This window comes from uncultured Subdoligranulum sp., assembly GCF_963931595.1.
GTDB lineage: Bacteria > Bacillota > Clostridia > Oscillospirales > Ruminococcaceae > Gemmiger.
Window position 1 is genome coordinate 2270487 of sequence record NZ_OZ007030.1, and the last position, 16516, is coordinate 2287002.

At 61.6% G+C, this 16516-nt stretch carries 14 protein-coding genes; 5 read left to right on the forward strand and 9 right to left on the reverse strand.

The features are described 5' to 3' along the window. Positions 1 to 19: 19 nt before the first annotated feature. The gene (locus ABGT73_RS10945) at positions 20 to 2107 is read left to right on the forward strand and encodes an IS256 family transposase (RefSeq protein ID WP_346670333.1); all 2088 of its coding nucleotides are present in this window, start codon (positions 20 to 22) and stop codon (positions 2105 to 2107) included. A gap of 260 nt (positions 2108 to 2367) precedes the next feature. Here the strand turns inward: ABGT73_RS10945 and ABGT73_RS10950 are convergent, their stop codons facing one another. Both ABGT73_RS10950 and ABGT73_RS10955 read right to left on the reverse strand, forming a co-directional pair. Next, entirely contained in the window at positions 2368 to 3450 is a 1083-nt protein-coding gene (locus tag ABGT73_RS10950; protein ID WP_346669736.1) for a hypothetical protein, read from the reverse strand. Beyond that, a complete protein-coding gene (locus ABGT73_RS10955; protein ID WP_346669737.1) occupies positions 3447 to 5069 on the reverse strand; it encodes a response regulator in 1623 nt (540 codons plus the stop codon). The genes ABGT73_RS10950 and ABGT73_RS10955 overlap by 4 nt, the downstream gene beginning before the upstream one ends. 205 nt (positions 5070 to 5274) lie before the next feature. Here ABGT73_RS10955 and larA (ABGT73_RS10960) point away from each other — a divergent pair, with 205 nt between their 5' ends. Next, entirely contained in the window at positions 5275 to 6573 is a 1299-nt protein-coding gene (larA, locus tag ABGT73_RS10960) for a nickel-dependent lactate racemase (protein WP_346669738.1), read from the forward strand. Between the two features lie 62 nt (positions 6574 to 6635). Here the strand turns inward: larA (ABGT73_RS10960) and ABGT73_RS10965 are convergent, their stop codons facing one another. Further along, on the reverse strand, positions 6636 to 7295 hold the full coding sequence (locus ABGT73_RS10965; protein ID WP_346669739.1) for a Crp/Fnr family transcriptional regulator: 660 nt from the start codon (positions 7293 to 7295) through the stop codon (positions 6636 to 6638). A gap of 126 nt (positions 7296 to 7421) precedes the next feature. Here ABGT73_RS10965 and larA (ABGT73_RS10970) point away from each other — a divergent pair, with 126 nt between their 5' ends. After that, positions 7422 to 8696: a nickel-dependent lactate racemase gene (gene larA / locus ABGT73_RS10970; RefSeq protein ID WP_346669740.1), complete on the forward strand. Its 1275-nt coding sequence runs from the start codon at positions 7422 to 7424 to the stop codon at positions 8694 to 8696. Positions 8697 to 8715: 19 nt separating this feature from the next. Further along, positions 8716 to 9426, forward strand: coding sequence for a D/L-lactic acid transporter LarD (gene larD, locus ABGT73_RS10975; protein ID WP_346669741.1), 711 nt, complete (start codon positions 8716 to 8718; stop codon positions 9424 to 9426). 156 nt (positions 9427 to 9582) lie between these two features. Here larD and ABGT73_RS10980 read toward each other — a convergent pair whose 3' ends face one another. The 6 genes from ABGT73_RS10980 to ABGT73_RS11005 form a co-directional block, all read right to left on the reverse strand. Next, a complete protein-coding gene (locus ABGT73_RS10980; RefSeq protein ID WP_346669742.1) occupies positions 9583 to 10230 on the reverse strand; it encodes a ribulose-phosphate 3-epimerase in 648 nt (215 codons plus the stop codon). 16 nt (positions 10231 to 10246) lie between these two features. Beyond that, positions 10247 to 11185, reverse strand: coding sequence for a transketolase family protein (locus ABGT73_RS10985; protein WP_346669743.1), 939 nt, complete (start codon positions 11183 to 11185; stop codon positions 10247 to 10249). Further along, positions 11182 to 12033: a transketolase gene (locus ABGT73_RS10990; RefSeq protein WP_346668072.1), complete on the reverse strand. Its 852-nt coding sequence runs from the start codon at positions 12031 to 12033 to the stop codon at positions 11182 to 11184. The genes ABGT73_RS10985 and ABGT73_RS10990 overlap by 4 nt, the downstream gene beginning before the upstream one ends. Before the next feature lies 1 nt (position 12034). Beyond that, positions 12035 to 12694 carry a fructose-6-phosphate aldolase gene (fsa, locus tag ABGT73_RS10995; protein ID WP_346669744.1) on the reverse strand — a complete coding sequence of 220 codons (660 nt, stop codon included), beginning with the start codon at positions 12692 to 12694 and terminating at the stop codon, positions 12035 to 12037. A gap of 36 nt (positions 12695 to 12730) precedes the next feature. Further along, entirely contained in the window at positions 12731 to 14209 is a 1479-nt protein-coding gene (gene araA, locus ABGT73_RS11000; protein ID WP_346669745.1) for an L-arabinose isomerase, read from the reverse strand. Between the two features lie 140 nt (positions 14210 to 14349). After that, positions 14350 to 15150: a DUF4982 domain-containing protein gene (locus tag ABGT73_RS11005; protein ID WP_346669746.1), complete on the reverse strand. Its 801-nt coding sequence runs from the start codon at positions 15148 to 15150 to the stop codon at positions 14350 to 14352. 126 nt (positions 15151 to 15276) lie between these two features. On the opposite strand from ABGT73_RS11005, the gene ABGT73_RS11010 reads away from it, so the two are divergent. Next, complete coding sequence (locus ABGT73_RS11010; protein WP_346669747.1) at positions 15277 to 16509, forward strand: MMPL family transporter; 1233 nt, start codon at positions 15277 to 15279, stop codon at positions 16507 to 16509. Positions 16510 to 16516: the final 7 nt, after the last annotated feature.

Sequence of the window (16516 nt, forward strand, 5' to 3'; positions counted from 1 at the left end):
CCATGCGGTCTACTCCGACATGGCGGTGACCGGCTCCTTCACCTGCGGCAATGAGGCGGTGAACAAGCTGGTGGCCAACAGCATCTGGAGCCAGAAGGGCAACTTCTGCGACATTCCCACCGACTGCCCCACCCGGGAGCGGGCGGGCTGGACCGGGGACATGGGGGTCTTCATCGAGACCGGCCTGACGCTGATGGACTGCTACCCGGTGGTGGCCAAGTGGCTGGTGGAATGCCGCCTGAACCAGTACCCTGACGGCCGGATGGCCAACATTGCCCCGCCCAACAGCCGCCCCGGGTATATGACCCCCATGCTGTGCATGTCCGCCGGGTGGGGCGACGCGGCGATTCTCGTGCCCTACGCCCTCTACCAGCGCACCGGCGACCGCCGCATCCTGGCCGACAACTACGGGATGATGCAGCGGTGGTACGCCTTTCTGCTGGGCCGTGCCCAACAGACCACCGAAGAACAGCAGGGCGGTGAATACGCCAAGTATACGGTGCTCAACGGGCCGGACTACGGCGAGTGGTGCGAGCCGGGGGTGACCCCCATGCAGGCCATGGCCACCCCCCGCAAGAGCGTGGGCACGGCCTACCTGGCCTACTCGGGACGGCTGCTAGCCGAGATCGCAGCCGTGCTGGGCCACCAGGAGGACGCGAACCGGTACCGGGACACCGCCGATAAGGCGGCCAAGGCCTACCGGGCGGCCTTCACCGAAAACGGCACCATCCATTCGGACCGCCAGTGCGAGTATGTGCGGCCCATCGCCTTCGGCCTGCTGGACGAGGCGGAATGCCGGGCAGCCGCCGATACTCTCAACCGGATGGTGGTGGACAACGGCTACCATCTGAACACCGGCTTTCTCTCCACGCCCTACCTGTGCGGCGTGCTGGCCCGGTACGGCTACACCGACACCGCCTACCGGCTGCTGCTCCAGCCGGAGGCCCCGGGCTGGCTGTACGAGGTCGGCAAGAGCGCCAACACGGTGTGGGAGACCTGGACCGGCATCGACGCCGAGGGCAAGCCCCACGAATCGCTGAACCACTATTCCTATGAGCGTAATGAGCAGCGTCAGGGTTATCGTAGCGGTCACTACAACCGTAATCTCACTACCACTTCCGGAGATGTTATCCTCAGGGTTCCCAAGCTCAAGGGCATCTCTTTTGAAACCGCCATCATTGAGCGGTATCGCCGCCGCGAAAGCAGCGTAGAAGAAGCACTCATCGAGATGTACCTGGCAGGCGTATCCGTCCGGCGCGTGGAAGATATTACCGAGGCCCTGTGGGGCAGCAAGGTGTCGCCGTCTACCATTAGTGAGCTGAACAAGAAAGCGTATGTCCACATCGAGGATTGGCGGAACCGCCCTCTGCAAGGCGGACGGTATCCGTATGTCTACGTGGATGGAATCTACCTGCGCCGCAACTGGGGCGGAGAGTTTGAAAATGTAGCTATTCTGGTAGCCATTGCGGTCAACGAGGATGGCTACCGCGAGGTTCTTGGTGCAGCCGAGGGCATGAAAGAAGACAAGGCCAGTTGGGTCAATTTCTTTCAGTGGCTCCGCGGCCGTGGTTTGGATGGGGTTAAATTGGTGGTTGGTGACAAGTGCCTTGGGATGTTGGAGGCTGTGGGTGAAGTGTTCCCCGAGGCTAAATACCAACGGTGTACAGTCCACTTTTACCGGAATGTGTTTGCTGTTACACCGCGTTCCAAGGCAAAGCTGGTGGCCAAGATGCTCAAAGCGATCCACGCCCAGGAAAGTAAAAAAGCTGCTCGAGATAAAGCCAGAGCTGTGGTAGAAGAACTGCGCTCCATGAAGCTGAAAGAAGCGGCCAAGAAGGTGGAGGACGGCATTGAAGAAACGCTGACCTACTGCGATTTTCCCAGCGAACATTGGACTCGTATCCGCACCAACAACGTCATTGAACGGCTGAACCGGGAGATCCGCCGCCGCACTCGCGTGGTGGGTAGTTTTCCGGACGGCAATTCAGCCCTTATGCTGGTTTGTGCCCGGCTGCGCCATGTGGCTGGTACCCAGTGGGGCAACAAAAAGTACATGAACATGAAGCATCTGGAGGCAGCCTTTGAGGGCACCTCCATTGCCGGCTGACTTCATTTATTCCAGAGACTGCAAACTAAATTTGCGAAAGAATGTTGACACTACCTGTGGACAGGGCATTTCGTGTCCCTCCTTTCGCTAATTGGTGGATGGGGTGGCGTTTTACCACCTCATTTTGGGCAGAAAAAAAGCAGGATACCTTTTTCAGATTTCCTGCTCGGTGTGCCGCTGTGTGAGCAGCGGGTATTTAGTTGTAAAAGTTCGGGACAAGTTGACCCGATGTGTGTAGAATAGCAAACTGGGAGCTGTCTTCATAAATCAATATTTATATCATACTTATCATCAACAAGTACAATATTGGCATTATGCTTTTTTGCAAGTTCCGAAAACTGCACATTATCTTCTAAAACACTTTCCATAGTACACCAATCATCATCTATACGATTTTCTACAGCACTTGCGTATTTTTTTATATCGTCAAAATGATTTTTAATATAGTTTTCACTCATCACAAGACAATAAAATTTGATATTATCAAGATACTCCTCTGTAAAATCCTTTTTCCAATCGAAAGGAATATACCCACCTTCAATAACAAGATCTTGCTTGTTTTCTATGGCTGTTTTTATCATTTCACGAATAATAGGCCACATATATGCTTCAAGTTCGGCATCATCTTCAGGTGTGAGTTTCGTGTAACCACTACGAATTAAACCCATTTTCAAATGGTCTATTGAAAAATAGGGATATTTGTATTTTTCGAGCAATTTTTGAGCAAGTACTGTTTTACCTGTATGCGATGCTCCTGTTATTAAAATAATCATCATTTTCTCCATTCCAAGCAAAAAATCATCTGTTTTTTTCATACAGAAATTTGTAAGAAAAATTCCTTGTCGTTCTACCTGCTGTTCCTTGACAATTTTGTAGTTGTACATGTACTCCTGGATCAGGCTGGTGATGACGTTGATGTTGTTTTCCAGCTGGGTCTGCTGCTCGTCGTAGGACTCGGTGTCCCGGATCTGGTAGATCTTTTCCTCCAGGTTCTCGCACAGCCGCAGCACGCTGCTGATGGCCAGCCGGCTTTCCCGCTGGGTGGTGGTGTTCAGCAGTTCCCGGGCCAGCTTCTGGGCCGCCTCCACCTCGTCCAGGGGCAGCCCCTCGGAATAGCGGCTGTCGATGACATAGTAGTACATCTTCTGGTCGATGCTGGATTTGAAGTCCTGGTTGAACTCCGAGGCGGTGGTCACGTTGTGCAGCAGGGCGTTGTACCGCATGGTATGGGCGGTCATGAGCAGCAGCACCATCGCAAACAGGGCGGCCGAGATCACCACCGGCAGCACCAGCCGGCTCATGGTCCGCTGGATGGGCGCCGGACCGGAAGGTCTTTTTCTCATGCCTTGCCACCTCCCGTGCGGTAATCCCGGGGCGTGCAGCCCTGGGTCTTCTTGAACAGGAAGCTGAAATAGTGGGGGTCACGATACCCCACGGCGAAGGCTACCTCCCCCGAGCGCTTGTTGGTGGTGCGCAGCAGTTCCTTGGCCTTCTCCATCCGTTTGCCGGTCACATACTCGGTGAAGGTCATCCCCATCTCCTGGCTGAACACCGCCGACAGATAGTTGGCGCTGACGCTGATCTCCCGCGCCACCTGGTTGAGGGAGAGGCTCTCGTCGGTGTAGTGCTCCTCCAGATAGAGCACCGCCTGCCGGAAGAGGCTGCGCCCCTGCCGGCTGGAGGCGTTGTCCCGCAACTGCAGCGTCTTGAGCAGGATCTGCAGCAGGCAGTCCCGCAGCGTCTGGGGCGCGATGGCCTGGCTCAGCAGCTGCCGGTCCTCCAGACCGTCGGCCAGCTGGGCCGGGTCACCGCCCAGCTCCTGGATGAAGCCGGCGGCGCAGAAGTAGGCGCTCAACGCCAGATACTGCCGCAGCGCCGGGGAATCCAGGGCGCTGCCCACGTTGCACAGATACTGCTCCACGAAGTTCTCCGCCTCGTTGGCGTCGGCGGATTCCAGGAAGTTGCGCAGAATGGCGGGATTCATCCGGGCGGGGTCCAGCGCCGCCAGGCTGCCGCCGCTCTCCTGGCTGCCCAGGAAGGCGGTGTTCTCCTCGGTGAAGATGTGCTGTTTGGGCAGGATGTGCCGGTAGCTCCACAGCCGGGACAGCGTCTCGAAACAGCCGGGCAGCGCGCTGAGCCGGGTCACCACCGGCGACACCGCCACATACCACTCTGCCACCGAACTCTCCGCCGTGTAGACCTGCTGTACCAGGTCCACCGCCCGCCGGGTCCAGTTGTCGATGGCGTCGGCGCTGCCCATGATGAGCACCAGATAGGTGTTGAGCCGCCAGTGGAGCAGAAGATATTCGGGATATTTCAGGAAGTTGGTCATCAGGACGTCCCGGATGCGCAGGTTGGCCTCGGAAAACTGCTTCTCCCGCAGCGGACTGTCCGAGGGGGTGGAGAAAAAGGCCAGGGCGTACCGCTCGGCCCGCACGTCCAGTTCCAGCCGCTGGGCCTGCTCGTAGATCTGGGGCACGCTCAGGGCACCGCCCACCACCTGCTCCATGAACTGCAGCCGGGTGTACTGCTCGTACTCCTGGGCCTCCAGCCGGAACCGCTTCAGGTAGTTCTGCTGCTCGGTCTCGCTCTCGATCTTCTCCTTCACCTCGGTGAGCACCTGGGTCAGCGTACTCTTGGTCACCGGCTTCAGAAGATACCGCTCCACCCCCAGGTCGATGGCCTTGCGGGCGTAGTCGAAGTCGTCGTACCCCGACAGAATGATGATCTTGGTGCGGGGGAACTCCTTGAGCACCAGTTTGCTCAGTTCCAGCCCGTCCATGAAGGGCATGCGGATGTCGGTGAGCAGCACGTCGGGCTTCACCTGCCGCAGCAGGGGCAGCGCCATCTCGCCGTCGCCGGCCTCCCCCACGAACTCGTACCCCACCTGGTTCCAGGGCACGGTATCCCGCAGTGCTTCCCGAATGGTACTCTCATCCTCAACCAAAAAGACCCGCAGCATAGTGCTTCCTTCCCGCCGGTCGTACTGCCGGCGCTTTTCTTCCATACACCGAACAAAAAATGCACACAAAAAAGTTTCTTTCAGGGCGGTTATAGGGCAACAGCCGCGGTCTTGTCAAGATGTCGAGGCCATGTGGTTTTCTTGCATTTTGCGGTGGAGCGTGCTATCATTATAGATAGAATTTTGACATAAAAGGCGACAAAATATGGAAAGTATGAAGTACAGCGATACCGCTTTTCCGGTATCCCTGGACCCCGCCCAGGTGGTGGCGGAAGTCCATGCCAACACGGTGAACCTGCCCAAGCGCACCGTGCGGGAACACATCGAGTATGCCCTGGACCATCCCATCGGCGCGGGGCCCCTCTCGGAGGCGGTCCATCCCGGAGACAAGGTCTGCATCGTCATCTCGGACACCACCCGCCGCTGGCAGCAGCCCAGCACCTACCTGCCCATCCTGGTGGAGCGGCTCAACCAGGCCGGCATCCCCGACAAGGACATCCTCATCCTCTGCGCCACCGGCACCCATCGCCAGCAGACCGAAGAGGAGCACATCTCCCTGGTGGGGGAGGACCTCTACCGCCGCATTCAGTTCCGCGACCACAACTGTGACGACAAGGAACACCTGACCTACATGGGCACCACCAGCCGGGGCACCCCGGTGTGGCTGAACAGCTACGCCATGGCCTGCGACAAGATCATCCTCACGGGCGGCGTGGTCTACCATTTCCTGGCAGGCTTCGGCGGCGGACGCAAGTCCATCGTGCCGGGCATCGCCGGCCGGGAGACCATCAACACCAACCACAACAACGCCCTGAACAAGGGGCTGGGCAGCGGTTCCAACCCCAAGGCCTGCAACGGCAACATGACGGACAGCAACCCCTTCCACAGCGACCTGATGGAGTGCGCCGCCTTTGCCAAGCCGGCCTACCTGCTCAACGTCATCGTGGACGACAACTACCAGATCGTGGGCGCCTTCGCCGGTGACTGGCGGGAAGCCCACGCCGCGGCGGCCAAGGTGGTGGAGCAGCTGGACGGCGTGCCCATTCCCCGCCGCACCCCGCTGGTCATCGCCAGCGCCGGCGGCTACCCCAAGGATATCAACCTCTACCAGACCTCCAAGACCCTCTCCAACGCCCTGGCGGCGGTGGCCCCGGGCGGCACGATGATTTTGCTGTCCCAGTGCCGGGAGGGCTTCGGCGACCCCGACTGCGAGGCCCAGATCTGCGACTTCGACACCATGGAGGACCGGGAAAAATCCCTGCGCGCCCACTTCTCCATCGGCGGCTTCGTGGGATTCCTCTTTGCCGAGAGCTCCGAGACCTACCACCTGATCGTGGTCACCGACCTGCCCAGGGAGCGGTTCGCCCGCACCAAAATCCAGGTGGCCAGGACGCTGGACGAAGCCCTGGCCCTGGCGGCGGCCTGCAACGGCGGCAGCCTGAAGGGCGTGGAGACCACCCTCATGCCCCACGGCGGCAGCACCTTCCCCCTGCCCCAGGCGTGATCCTTTCCTTATATAGAATATAAAAGACAGACGGTCCCCCGCGGGGCCGTCTGTTTTTGCGTTTACTGGGCGATTTCCTCCCGCAGCCGGTCCAGGGAAGGGATGAGCAGATGGTGGTTGCGCAGTTCCAGCAGGCCGTCCGCCCGCAGCTGGGTGATGAGCCGGTTGACACTGTTGCGGGTGGAGATGCCGCAGAATCCGGCGATGTCCTCATAGGGCACGGCGAAGTCGATGAGGATGCCCTCCGGCACCTGCCGCCCGAACTGCTGGGCCAGGTTGAGCAGGAACCCGCAGATGACCCCCCGCTTGCTGTTCATGGCCATGAGCTGCTGGTTGCGGATGCTCTCGTTCCAGCGCTGGCGGTAGTACTCCTTCACGTACTGCTGCAGCGCCGGGTCCCGGTTGAGGTTCTTCCACAGCGCCACCCGGGGCACCTTGTAAAAGGTGGCGGTGTCGCTCTCCACCCGGATGTTGAAGGGCGCGCTGGTGAAGGTGGACACCTCGTCCCGCAAAAGGGAGATCAGCGACGGGCCTTTCAGGTAGGCGATGTTGAACTCCCTGCCGTTTTTCAGCACGATGCTGGTCTTCACCACCCCGTGGGCCAGCACGTAGGTGAAGGGCTGCTCCAGCCCGCAGTAGGCCAGGTAGGTGTGCCGGGGACGCTCCTCCGGCGTGTAGCCCCACTGTTCCAGCTGCTTCAACAGGTAGGCGTCGCTGTCCATCGTATGATCGCTCCTTTCTCTGTAACAAATGATACCATCTTTTGGGGTAGCTGTCCAGTATTCCCTGTGCTATACTGCACAACGCTTTTGGAAAGCAGCGATAAAAACAAAAGGAAGTGCCCCATCATGAAAGAGATTCGCTTGCCTTATGATACCGGAACGCAGACTCTGCATATTCCGGAGAAGAATCTGGCCGGTGTGCTGGTGTCCCACCAGGCATCCTACCAGGCCAGGAAGACCGGTGCCGAGCTGGTGGAAGATTCCCTCGACCATCCCATCGGCAGCCCCCGTCTGGAGGAACTGGCCAAGGGCAAGAAAAACATCGTCATCATCAGCTCTGACCACACCCGCCCGGTGCCGTCGGCCATCATCATGCCCATCCTGCTGCGCCGCATCCGCAGCGTAGCCCCCGATGCCCGCATCCGCATCCTGGTGGCCACCGGCTTCCACCGCGCTTCCACCCGGGAAGAGCTGGTGGCCAAGTACGGCGAGGAGATCTTGGACCACGAGGAGATCGTCATGCATGACGCCCGGGACGACGCCGCCATGGTGGACGTGGGCGTGCTGCCCAGCGGCGGCCACTGCCTGATCAACCGGGTGGCCACCGAGGCCGACTTGCTGCTGGCCGAGGGCTTCATCGAGGCCCACTTCTTCGCCGGTTTTTCGGGCGGACGCAAGTCGGTGCTGCCCGGCATCGCCAGCTACAAGACCATACAGGCCAACCACTGCGGCGAGTTCATCGCCTCCCCCCAGTGCCGTACCGGCAACCTGCAGGGCAACCGCATCCATGCCGACATGGTCTTTGCCGCCCATGCCGCCAAGCTGGCCTTCATCGTCAACGTGGTGCTCAACGAGGAAAAGCAGATCATCGGCTCCTTTGCCGGTGACGTGGAGGAAGCCCACCTGACGGGCTGCCGCTTCGTCAACGACCTGGCCCGTGTGGACAAGGTCCCCTGCGACATCGCCATCTCCACCAACGGCGGCTACCCGCTGGACCAGAACGTCTACCAGGCCGTCAAGGGCATGACCGCCGCCGAGGCCACCGTCCGGGAGGGCGGCGTCATCATCATGGTGGCGGGCTGCCGTGACGGTCACGGCGGACAGGCCTTCTTCGACAACATCGCCAAGGCGGAATCCCCCAAGGCATTCCTGGAGCATGCGGCCGCCACGCCCCGTCTGGAGACGGTGCCCGAGCAGTGGACCAGCCAGATCCTGGCCCGCATCCTGGTGAAGTACCATGTGATCCTGGTGTCCGATCTGCTGGATCCCGCCATCGCCGCCGCCCTGCACATGGACCTGGTGCCCACCGTGGACGAGGCCCTGGCCCGCGCCTTCCGGCAGATGGGCGAGGATGCCCGTGTGGCCGTCATTCCCGATGGCCTGTCTGTCGTAGTTCAGTAACAGTGGGGAGAGTAGAATCATGTTGCACAATGTTCTCGCCGAGTTCCTGGGAACCGGCCTGATGATCGTTTTCGGTGTGGGCGTGCACTGCGATGAGGTGCTGAAAAACAGCAAGTACCGCGGTTCCGGCCACCTGTTCGCCATCACCACCTGGGGCTTCGGCATCTCGGTGGTGCTGATAATCTTCGGCGGCGTCTGCCTGAATCCCGCCATGGCGCTGGCCCAGGCCATCCTGGGCATGATCCCCTGGACCGCCTTCATCCCCTACGCCATCGCCGAGATGGCCGGTGCCTTTGTGGGTGCCCTGATCTGCTACGTCATGTACGCCGACCAGTTCCGCGCCAGCGAGAAGGAAGTGGACCCCATCGCGGTGCGCAATATCTTCTCCACCAACCCGCCCATGCGGGACCTGCCCCGCAACTACTTTGTGGAAGCCTTCGCCACCACGGTGTTCCTGACCGCCATCCTGGCCATCGCCAAGAACTATGAAACCTGGCTGCCCCTGGGTGTGGGCATCCTGGTGTGGGCCGTGGGCATGGGCTTCGGCGGCACCACCGGATTCGCCATGAACCAGGCCCGTGACTTGGGACCGCGGCTGGCCTATCAGGTGCTGCCCATCCGCAACAAGGCCGACAACGACTGGCAGTACGGCCTGCTGGTCCCCGGCACCGCCCCCTTTGTGGGCGCCGTGCTGGCCGCGTTGTTCTGCAAGTTCTTCCTGGGCATGTAAGTTTACATAACCTCCAAACTCCGGACCCCTTTGCGGGGCCCGGAGTTTTTTGTATTAATAGATAAACCACAAGCTAAGCTTGTGGTTTATCTATTAAAAAAAGCGTGCCGGCTCCGAAGAGTCGGCACGTTTTTGAATAGGGAGCGATACGCAAGTTTAAATGGCGTACCGCAATGCTCTTACATTGAAGGCAATGGGTCCGGCAAAGACCGCGCTGCCCGATACCACGCTGCCCGCTCCTGCCTGGTAAGCGCCGGGCAGGGTTCTGGCCGTGATGCCGCCGTCCACCTGGATGGTCACCGGGTGGGGCGCGGTTTGCAGCAGGGTTTTGGCCGCTGCAATGCGGGCGTTGCTGCCCGGCAGGTAGGGCTGCCCGCCCCGCCCAGGCTGCACCGTCATGAGCAGCAGCTGGCCGATCTGTGGCAGATAGGGCGTTGCGGTCTCCAGCGGTGTTTCGGGGTTGAGCACCAGGCCCGCCTGCATGCCCGCGGCCCGGATGGCCGCCAGGGCCTCGCCGGGGCCGCCCGGCACTTCGGCGTGCACCGATACCCGTTCTGCACCCAGCGCTGCCAGTTCCGCCACAAACTCCTGTGGGCGGTCCACCATCAGGTGAACGTCCAGCGGCTTATGGGTCAGGCTGCGCATGGTGCGCACCATGCCGGTGCCGAAGGAGATGGCCGGCACAAAGTGGCCGTCCATGATGTCGATGTGGAAGGCATCCACACCGGCCACCTCCGCCGTCTGCACGTCCCGGGACAGATGGGCGAAATCCGCCGCCAGGATGGAAGCACACAGTTCAAACATGGCTTCCCCGGTCCTCTCAGACCAGCTCCTTCACGGCCGCCACAATGGCGTCCGAACGCAGGCCGAACTGTTCCAGCAGGTCCCAGGCCGGGCCGGAATGGCCGAAGGTATCCTTCACGCCCACACGGCGCATCTTCGTCGGGCACTGTTCGCCCAGCACCGCGGCCACCGCTTCGCCCAGGCCGCCCAGGATGCTGTGCTCCTCGCAGGTGACAACGGCACCACATTCCTTGGCCGCCTTGATGACGATTTCCTCGTCCAGCGGCTTGATGGTGCAGAGGTTGATGACCCGGGCCTGGATGCCCTCGTTTTTCAGCTGTTCGGCGGCAGTGAGGGCTTCGCCCACCTCCAGGCCGGTGGCCAGGATCGCCACGTCGTTGCCCTCGGTGAGCTGCTCGCCCTTGCCGATTTCAAATTTAAAGTTGGCTTCGTCGTGGATCACGGGCACCGCCAGACGGCCGAACCGCAGGTAAACGGGGCCCTGGTGCTCGTAGGCTGCCTTGACGGCGGCGCGGGCTTCCACGTCGTCCGACGGGCAGAGCACCGTCATGCCGGGGATGGAGCGCATGAGCGCGAAATCCTCGCAGCACTGGTGGGAGGCACCGTCCTCGCCCACCGAGATGCCGCCGTGGGTGGCACCGATCTTCACGTTCAGGTGGGGGTAACCGATGGAGTTGCGCACCTGTTCGAAGGCGCGGCCCGCCGCGAACATGGCAAAGCTGGAGGCGAAAGGCACAAGCCCCATGGCCGCCATGCCGGCGGCGGTGGCCATCATGTTGCTCTCGGCAATGCCGCAGTCAAAATGACGGTCGGGGTAGGCTTTCTTGAACACGCCGGTCTTTGTGGCGGCGGCCAGGTCGGCATCCAGCACCACCACGTCGGGATGGTCCTGCGCCAGTTCCACCAGCGCCGCACCGTAGCTGTCCCGGGTGGCTATCTTTTTGACCTCACTCATAGCTGTGCCTCCAGTCCCGCCAGCTGGGCCTTGAGCTCCTCCATGGCGATCTTGTATTCCTCATCGTTGGGGGCCTTGCCGTGCCAGCCCACCTGGTTTTCCATATAGCTGACGCCCTTGCCCTTGGTGGTATGCATCAGGATGGCGGTGGGCGCGCCGGTCTGCCAGTGGAAGTACTGGAAGGCATCATCCATCTGGACAAAGTCATGGCCGTTGATGGACACCGTGCGGAACCCGAAGTCCCGCAGCTTGGCGTCCACCGGGTCGGTGGGCATGACTTCGCTGGTGGGGCCGTCGATCTGCAGGCCGTTCAGGTCGATGATGACGCAGAAATTGTCCAGCTTGTACTTGGCGGCGAAGAGGAAGGATTCCCACACTTCGCCCTCCTCGATCTCGCCGTCACCCAGCAGGGTGTAGACGCGAACATCGTCCTTGTGCAGGTACTTGGCGGCTTTGGCCATGCCTGCGGCGCAGGAAACGCCCTGGCCCAGGCTGCCGGTGGACATATCCACGCCGGGCACCGTGTTCATGTTGGGGTGACCCTGGAGGTAGCTGTCGATGTGACGCAGGGTGGGCAGGTCGGCCACCGGGAAGAATCCCCGGTAGGCCAGCGCGCTGTAGAGCCCCGGCGCCGTGTGACCCTTGGAAAGCACGAACCGGTCCCGGTCCTCCCACTTGGGGTTGGCGGGGTCGATGCGCATCTCCTGGTTGTACAGGTAGGCAAACAGGTCCGCCGCAGACAGGCTGCCGCCCGGATGCCCGGACTTCGCCCCGTGGGTGGCCTCGATGATGCCCATCCGCACCTTGCAGGCTGCAATCTGCAGCCCCAAACGCTCTTCTTTCGTCATATCACTCACCAAAGACCTTGCAGTAGTCTTCCTTGAACTTCTCGATGCCCGAATCGGTCAACGGATGATGGAGCATCTGCTCGATGACCTTGTAGGGCACGGTAGCGATATCCGCACCGGCCAGGGCGCAGTCCGTCACATGGATGGGGTTGCGCACGCTGGCGGCGATGATCTGGGTCTGGATATCGGGATAGTTCAGGAACATATCGTGGATGGTCTCGATGAGTTCGATGCCCCGCTGGGAAATGTCATCCAGACGGCCCAGGAAGGGGCTGACATAGGTGGCGCCGGCCCGGGCGGCCAGCAGCGCCTGGTTGGCCGAGAAGATCAGCGTGCAGTTGGTGGGGATGCCCTTGGCGGAGAGTGCTTTGATGGCCTTGAGGCCCTCGGCGGTCATGGGGATCTTGACCACCATGTGCTTGGGATCCAGGGCGTAGATGGCCTCGCCTTCTTTTACCATGGTCTCGGCGTCGGTGGTGGTGGCTTTCACCTCACCGCTGATGGGACCGTCCACGATGGTGGCGATCTCGGCCAGGGTCTCGGCGTAGTCGCGGCCTTCCTTGGCGATGAGGCTGGGGTTGGTGGTGACGCCCGCGATGACGCCCATATCGTTGGCCTTGCGGATTTCCTCCACGTTGGCGGTATCAATGAAGAATTTCATAAAAACAGACTTCCTTTCTGTTCGCGAGGGTGGGGCTTACTTCAGTTTCCAGGCCAGGTCCGCCAGGAACAGGTCATGCTCCAGCTTCTCGGGGGTGGTGTCCTTGCCGATGTGGACAAACTCGATGCCCATCATGTTGGCCCAGTCGTGCATCTGCTCGGCGGTGACATCGTAGCTCAGCACGGTGTGATGGGCACCGCCCGCCGTGATCCAGCACTCCACACCGGTGGTCAGGCTGGGCAGGGCTTTCCACATGACGCGGGCCACCGGCAGGTTGGGCATGGGCAGAATGGGCTTGACGCACTCGATATCCTGGCAGATCAGCCGCAGACGGCCGCCCATGTCGATGAGGCTCACCACGATGGCCTTGCCGGGCTTGCCCTCAAAGACCAGACGTGCGGGATCTTTCTCGTTCATGCCGATGCCCAGAGGATGGGTCTCGATGCGGGGCTTCTGGGCCGCGCAGCAGGGGCAGACCTCCAGCATGTGGGCGCCCAGGCTGTACTCGGCACCGGGCACCAGGTTGTAGGTATAGTCCTCCATGAACAGGGAGCAGCCGTTGCCGCCCTCGCCCATGGCTTTCAGGATGGCGGTCATGGCGGCCACCTTCCAGTCACCCTCGCCGCCGTAGCCGTAGCCCTGGGCCATCAGGTGCTGGCTGGCAAGACCGGGCAGCTGCTCCATGCCGTAGAGGTCCTGGAAGGTGTTGGAGAAGGCCTTGCACCCTTCCGCATCCAGCATCTTCTTGATGGCGATCTCCTCGCGGGCCTGGTAGCGGATGGCGTCGATATCGTCGGTGGCGACTTCGTAATTGGCGCGGTAAACTTCCATCAGAGCGTCGATTTCGGCGTCGGTGACCTCGTTCATCACCTTGACCAGGTCGCCCACGGCCCAGGTGTTCACCTGCCAGCCCAGCTTGGCCTGGACTTCCACCTTGTCGCCCTCGGTGACGGCCACTTCGCGCATGTTGTCGCCGAAGCGCATGACCTTCAGCTCGCGGGAAACCGCCACGCCCACCGCGGTGCGCATCCAGCGGCCCAGGCGCTTCTGGATCTCCTCATCCTGCCAGTAGCCGGCAATGATCTTGCGGGGCATGCGCAGCCGGGCGGCGATGAACCCGTGCTCACGGTCGCCGTGGGCGGCCTGGTTCAGGTTCATGAAGTCCATGTCGATCTCCTCGTTGGGGATCTCCCGGTTGTACTGGGTGGCGAAGTGGCAATAGGGCTTCTGCAGGTTCACAAAGCCGTTGATCCACATTTTGCTGGGGCTGAAGGTGTGGCACCAGGTCACGATGCCTGCGCAGTGGGGGTCGTAGTTGGCCTCCCGCACCACGTCGGCGATCTCCTTGTTGGTCTTGGCGGTGACCTTGTACACCAGCTTGCAGGGCAGGTTGCCCGAGGCGTTGAGCACATCGGTCATCTCGGCGGCGCGCTTGGCCACCGTCTCCAGCACTTCGGGGCCGTACAGGAACTGACTGCCCACCACAAACCAGAATTCATAGTCTTGCATCTGCATGATAAATACCTCCTGTGAGCGACGGCTCACCACGGAGAGCCATCCCGTTACTTGACCCTTTCATCATAGCCGCTGCGGCGCCCGCCGTATAGTAACGCACGTTCGACTTACTGGATTTTTGTTCGCAATCTTGGCAGCACTCATTCCTCCGGCCGGACCGACACCACCATGGTATGGCGGTCGTCCTGGGCGGTCACCGTGACGGGGTCTGTTCCGCCGGCCCGCACCACGGCCAGCGCTTCGCCGTAGTAGATATCGGTCACCTCGGTGCGGTAGCCGCGGGGATGGTAGGGGCAGGCGCTGCCCAGTCCCACCAGGGTGCCGCCCTGCACCGTCACCTGCACGGTGCCCCGCTCCAGCGGCTTGAGGATGCCCTGGTCGTCGGTGTACCGCAGGCGCAGGAACCACAGCCCGCCCGGGCGGGGCGCCGGCTGTTCGGGCAGCAGGCAGAGGCAGGTCTCGTCGTCCGCCGAGCGCAGGGAATGCCGGCCCAGTTCCCGGCCCTGGGCGTCCCGGGCCACCGCCGTGAGGGTGCCGGGGTGGTAGGTGATGTGGAACACCGTGCAGAGGGTGCGGGACACCTTGCGGCGGGCCACCGGCTCGTCGTTGAGGAGCAGCTCCACCGTGTCGCCCCGGCTGTACACCTCCACCGTGGCGGGGGCGCCGTCCTGTCCCTGCCAGGACCAGCTGGGCAGGGCGTTGGACATCTTCCAGGCGGAGGGGGAATGGGAATCCCGGGTATGGTTCACCGGCACCACCGCCATGAGGGGGCCCGCCTGCTGCTCAAACACCACCCGGGTGTAGAGCGCTTCGCCCAGCGGCGTGCCGATGAGGTCCACCCGGCCGCAGCCCGAGCTGATCCAGCCCGGCCCGTGGGCGAAGTCGGGGGCATAATCCTTGTACTCCCAGGCGCCCAGGCCCACCTCGCCCAGATAGTCCATGCCGGACCACACAAAGTCGCCCAGCAGGCGGGGGTTGTCCTGGACCTGCTCCCAGAACCGCCAGGCGTCCCGGCAGAAGGCCTCGGTGCCCAGGTTCAGCTGGATACCCTGGAAGCCTATCCCCAGGTGGACTACGCCATGGGGCTGGCCAACACCGAAGCCATCGGCGGCTATATGCTGACCGACGCCCTGAACCCGCGTCAGCTGTCGGAGGCAGCCGGTTTGGATTACGAACTGACCACCGCCGTATACGCCCTGTATGCCGCCGAAAACGACAACCTGGGAAATTTGGCCAACCTGGACGAATACCAGGTACCGCTGCTGGACCTGCTGCTGTTTCTGTGTGACAAGGCGGATTCCGGCGCAGTGACCCTGGACAGCGCCATGCAGGAAGAACTGGATACCATCCACAGCCAGCTGCGGATGGCGCAGGATCAGCTGCAGGGCACCGCGTATGACCGGTTGGTGGTCGCCCTGGCTCTGCCCGAAGAAGGCGAGGAAACCTTTGCCTTTTTACAGACCCTGCACGACGAAGCGGCCCGCTTCTACGGCCCGGACGCCGTGCTGCTGGTGGGCAACTCCACCAGCGACTATGATCTGGCCACCACCTTTGCCCAGGACAACATTCTGATCAGCGTACTGAGCGCGGTGTTCGTTGTCATTGTGCTGCTGTTCACCTTCCAGTCGGCAGGGCTGCCCCTGCTGCTGATCCTGGTCATCCAGGGCAGCATCTGGCTCAACTTTTCGGTGCCGGCCCTCACCGGGGATTATGTCTTTTTCATGAGCTACCTCATCGTCACCGCCATCCAGATGGGTGCGAATATCGACTATGCCATTGTGGTTTCCACCCGCTACCGCGACTGCAAAGCACAGATGCCGCCCAAATCGGCCGTCGTCGAGGCGCTGAACCTCGCTTTCCCCACCATCCTGACTTCGGGCAGCATTCTGACGGCGGCGGCCTTCCTGATCGGCTGTATCACCACCCAGCCCTACATTGCCGGCATCGGCGAATGCCTGTGCCGCGGCACCCTGCTCTCGCTGTTCCTGGTCCTGTTCATTCTGCCGCAGATCCTGGTGCCGGGGGACTCCATCGTGGAGCGTACCCGCTTCGCTCTGCAACTGCCCACGCCCCGCAGGCAGGAGATCCACGGTGCCGTACGGGTGGACGGCCGGGTGCGGGGATACGTTCACGGGTATGTGGACGGCACCCTGCACGGCACCATCCGCGGCGACGCCACCTTGCAGGTGGCTGCCGGAAAGATGGGCACACTGCCACCCAAAATCGACCTTCCGCCCGAACCGCAGCCCACGCCAAGCCCTGATGTACAGGAGGAACCGTCCGATGAAACAACCGATTAAACGACCG

What these genes read in the sequence shown, in the direction of transcription:
- ABGT73_RS10945 (WP_346670333.1), top strand. Translation starts at nt 20, where the DNA reads ATGGCGGTGACCGGCTCCTTCACCTGCGGCAATGAGGCGGTGAACAAG.
- ABGT73_RS10950 (WP_346669736.1), bottom strand. Translation starts at nt 3,450, where the DNA reads ATGAGAAAAAGACCTTCCGGTCCGGCGCCCATCCAGCGGACCATGAGC.
- ABGT73_RS10955 (WP_346669737.1), bottom strand. Translation starts at nt 5,069, where the DNA reads ATGCTGCGGGTCTTTTTGGTTGAGGATGAGAGTACCATTCGGGAAGCA.
- larA (WP_346669738.1), top strand. Translation starts at nt 5,275, where the DNA reads ATGGAAAGTATGAAGTACAGCGATACCGCTTTTCCGGTATCCCTGGAC.
- ABGT73_RS10965 (WP_346669739.1), bottom strand. Translation starts at nt 7,295, where the DNA reads ATGGACAGCGACGCCTACCTGTTGAAGCAGCTGGAACAGTGGGGCTAC.
- larA (WP_346669740.1), top strand. Translation starts at nt 7,422, where the DNA reads ATGAAAGAGATTCGCTTGCCTTATGATACCGGAACGCAGACTCTGCAT.
- larD (WP_346669741.1), top strand. Translation starts at nt 8,716, where the DNA reads ATGTTGCACAATGTTCTCGCCGAGTTCCTGGGAACCGGCCTGATGATC.
- ABGT73_RS10980 (WP_346669742.1), bottom strand. Translation starts at nt 10,230, where the DNA reads ATGTTTGAACTGTGTGCTTCCATCCTGGCGGCGGATTTCGCCCATCTG.
- ABGT73_RS10985 (WP_346669743.1), bottom strand. Translation starts at nt 11,185, where the DNA reads ATGAGTGAGGTCAAAAAGATAGCCACCCGGGACAGCTACGGTGCGGCG.
- ABGT73_RS10990 (WP_346668072.1), bottom strand. Translation starts at nt 12,033, where the DNA reads ATGACGAAAGAAGAGCGTTTGGGGCTGCAGATTGCAGCCTGCAAGGTG.
- fsa (WP_346669744.1), bottom strand. Translation starts at nt 12,694, where the DNA reads ATGAAATTCTTCATTGATACCGCCAACGTGGAGGAAATCCGCAAGGCC.
- araA (WP_346669745.1), bottom strand. Translation starts at nt 14,209, where the DNA reads ATGCAGATGCAAGACTATGAATTCTGGTTTGTGGTGGGCAGTCAGTTC.
- ABGT73_RS11005 (WP_346669746.1), bottom strand. Translation starts at nt 15,150, where the DNA reads ATGGACTATCTGGGCGAGGTGGGCCTGGGCGCCTGGGAGTACAAGGAT.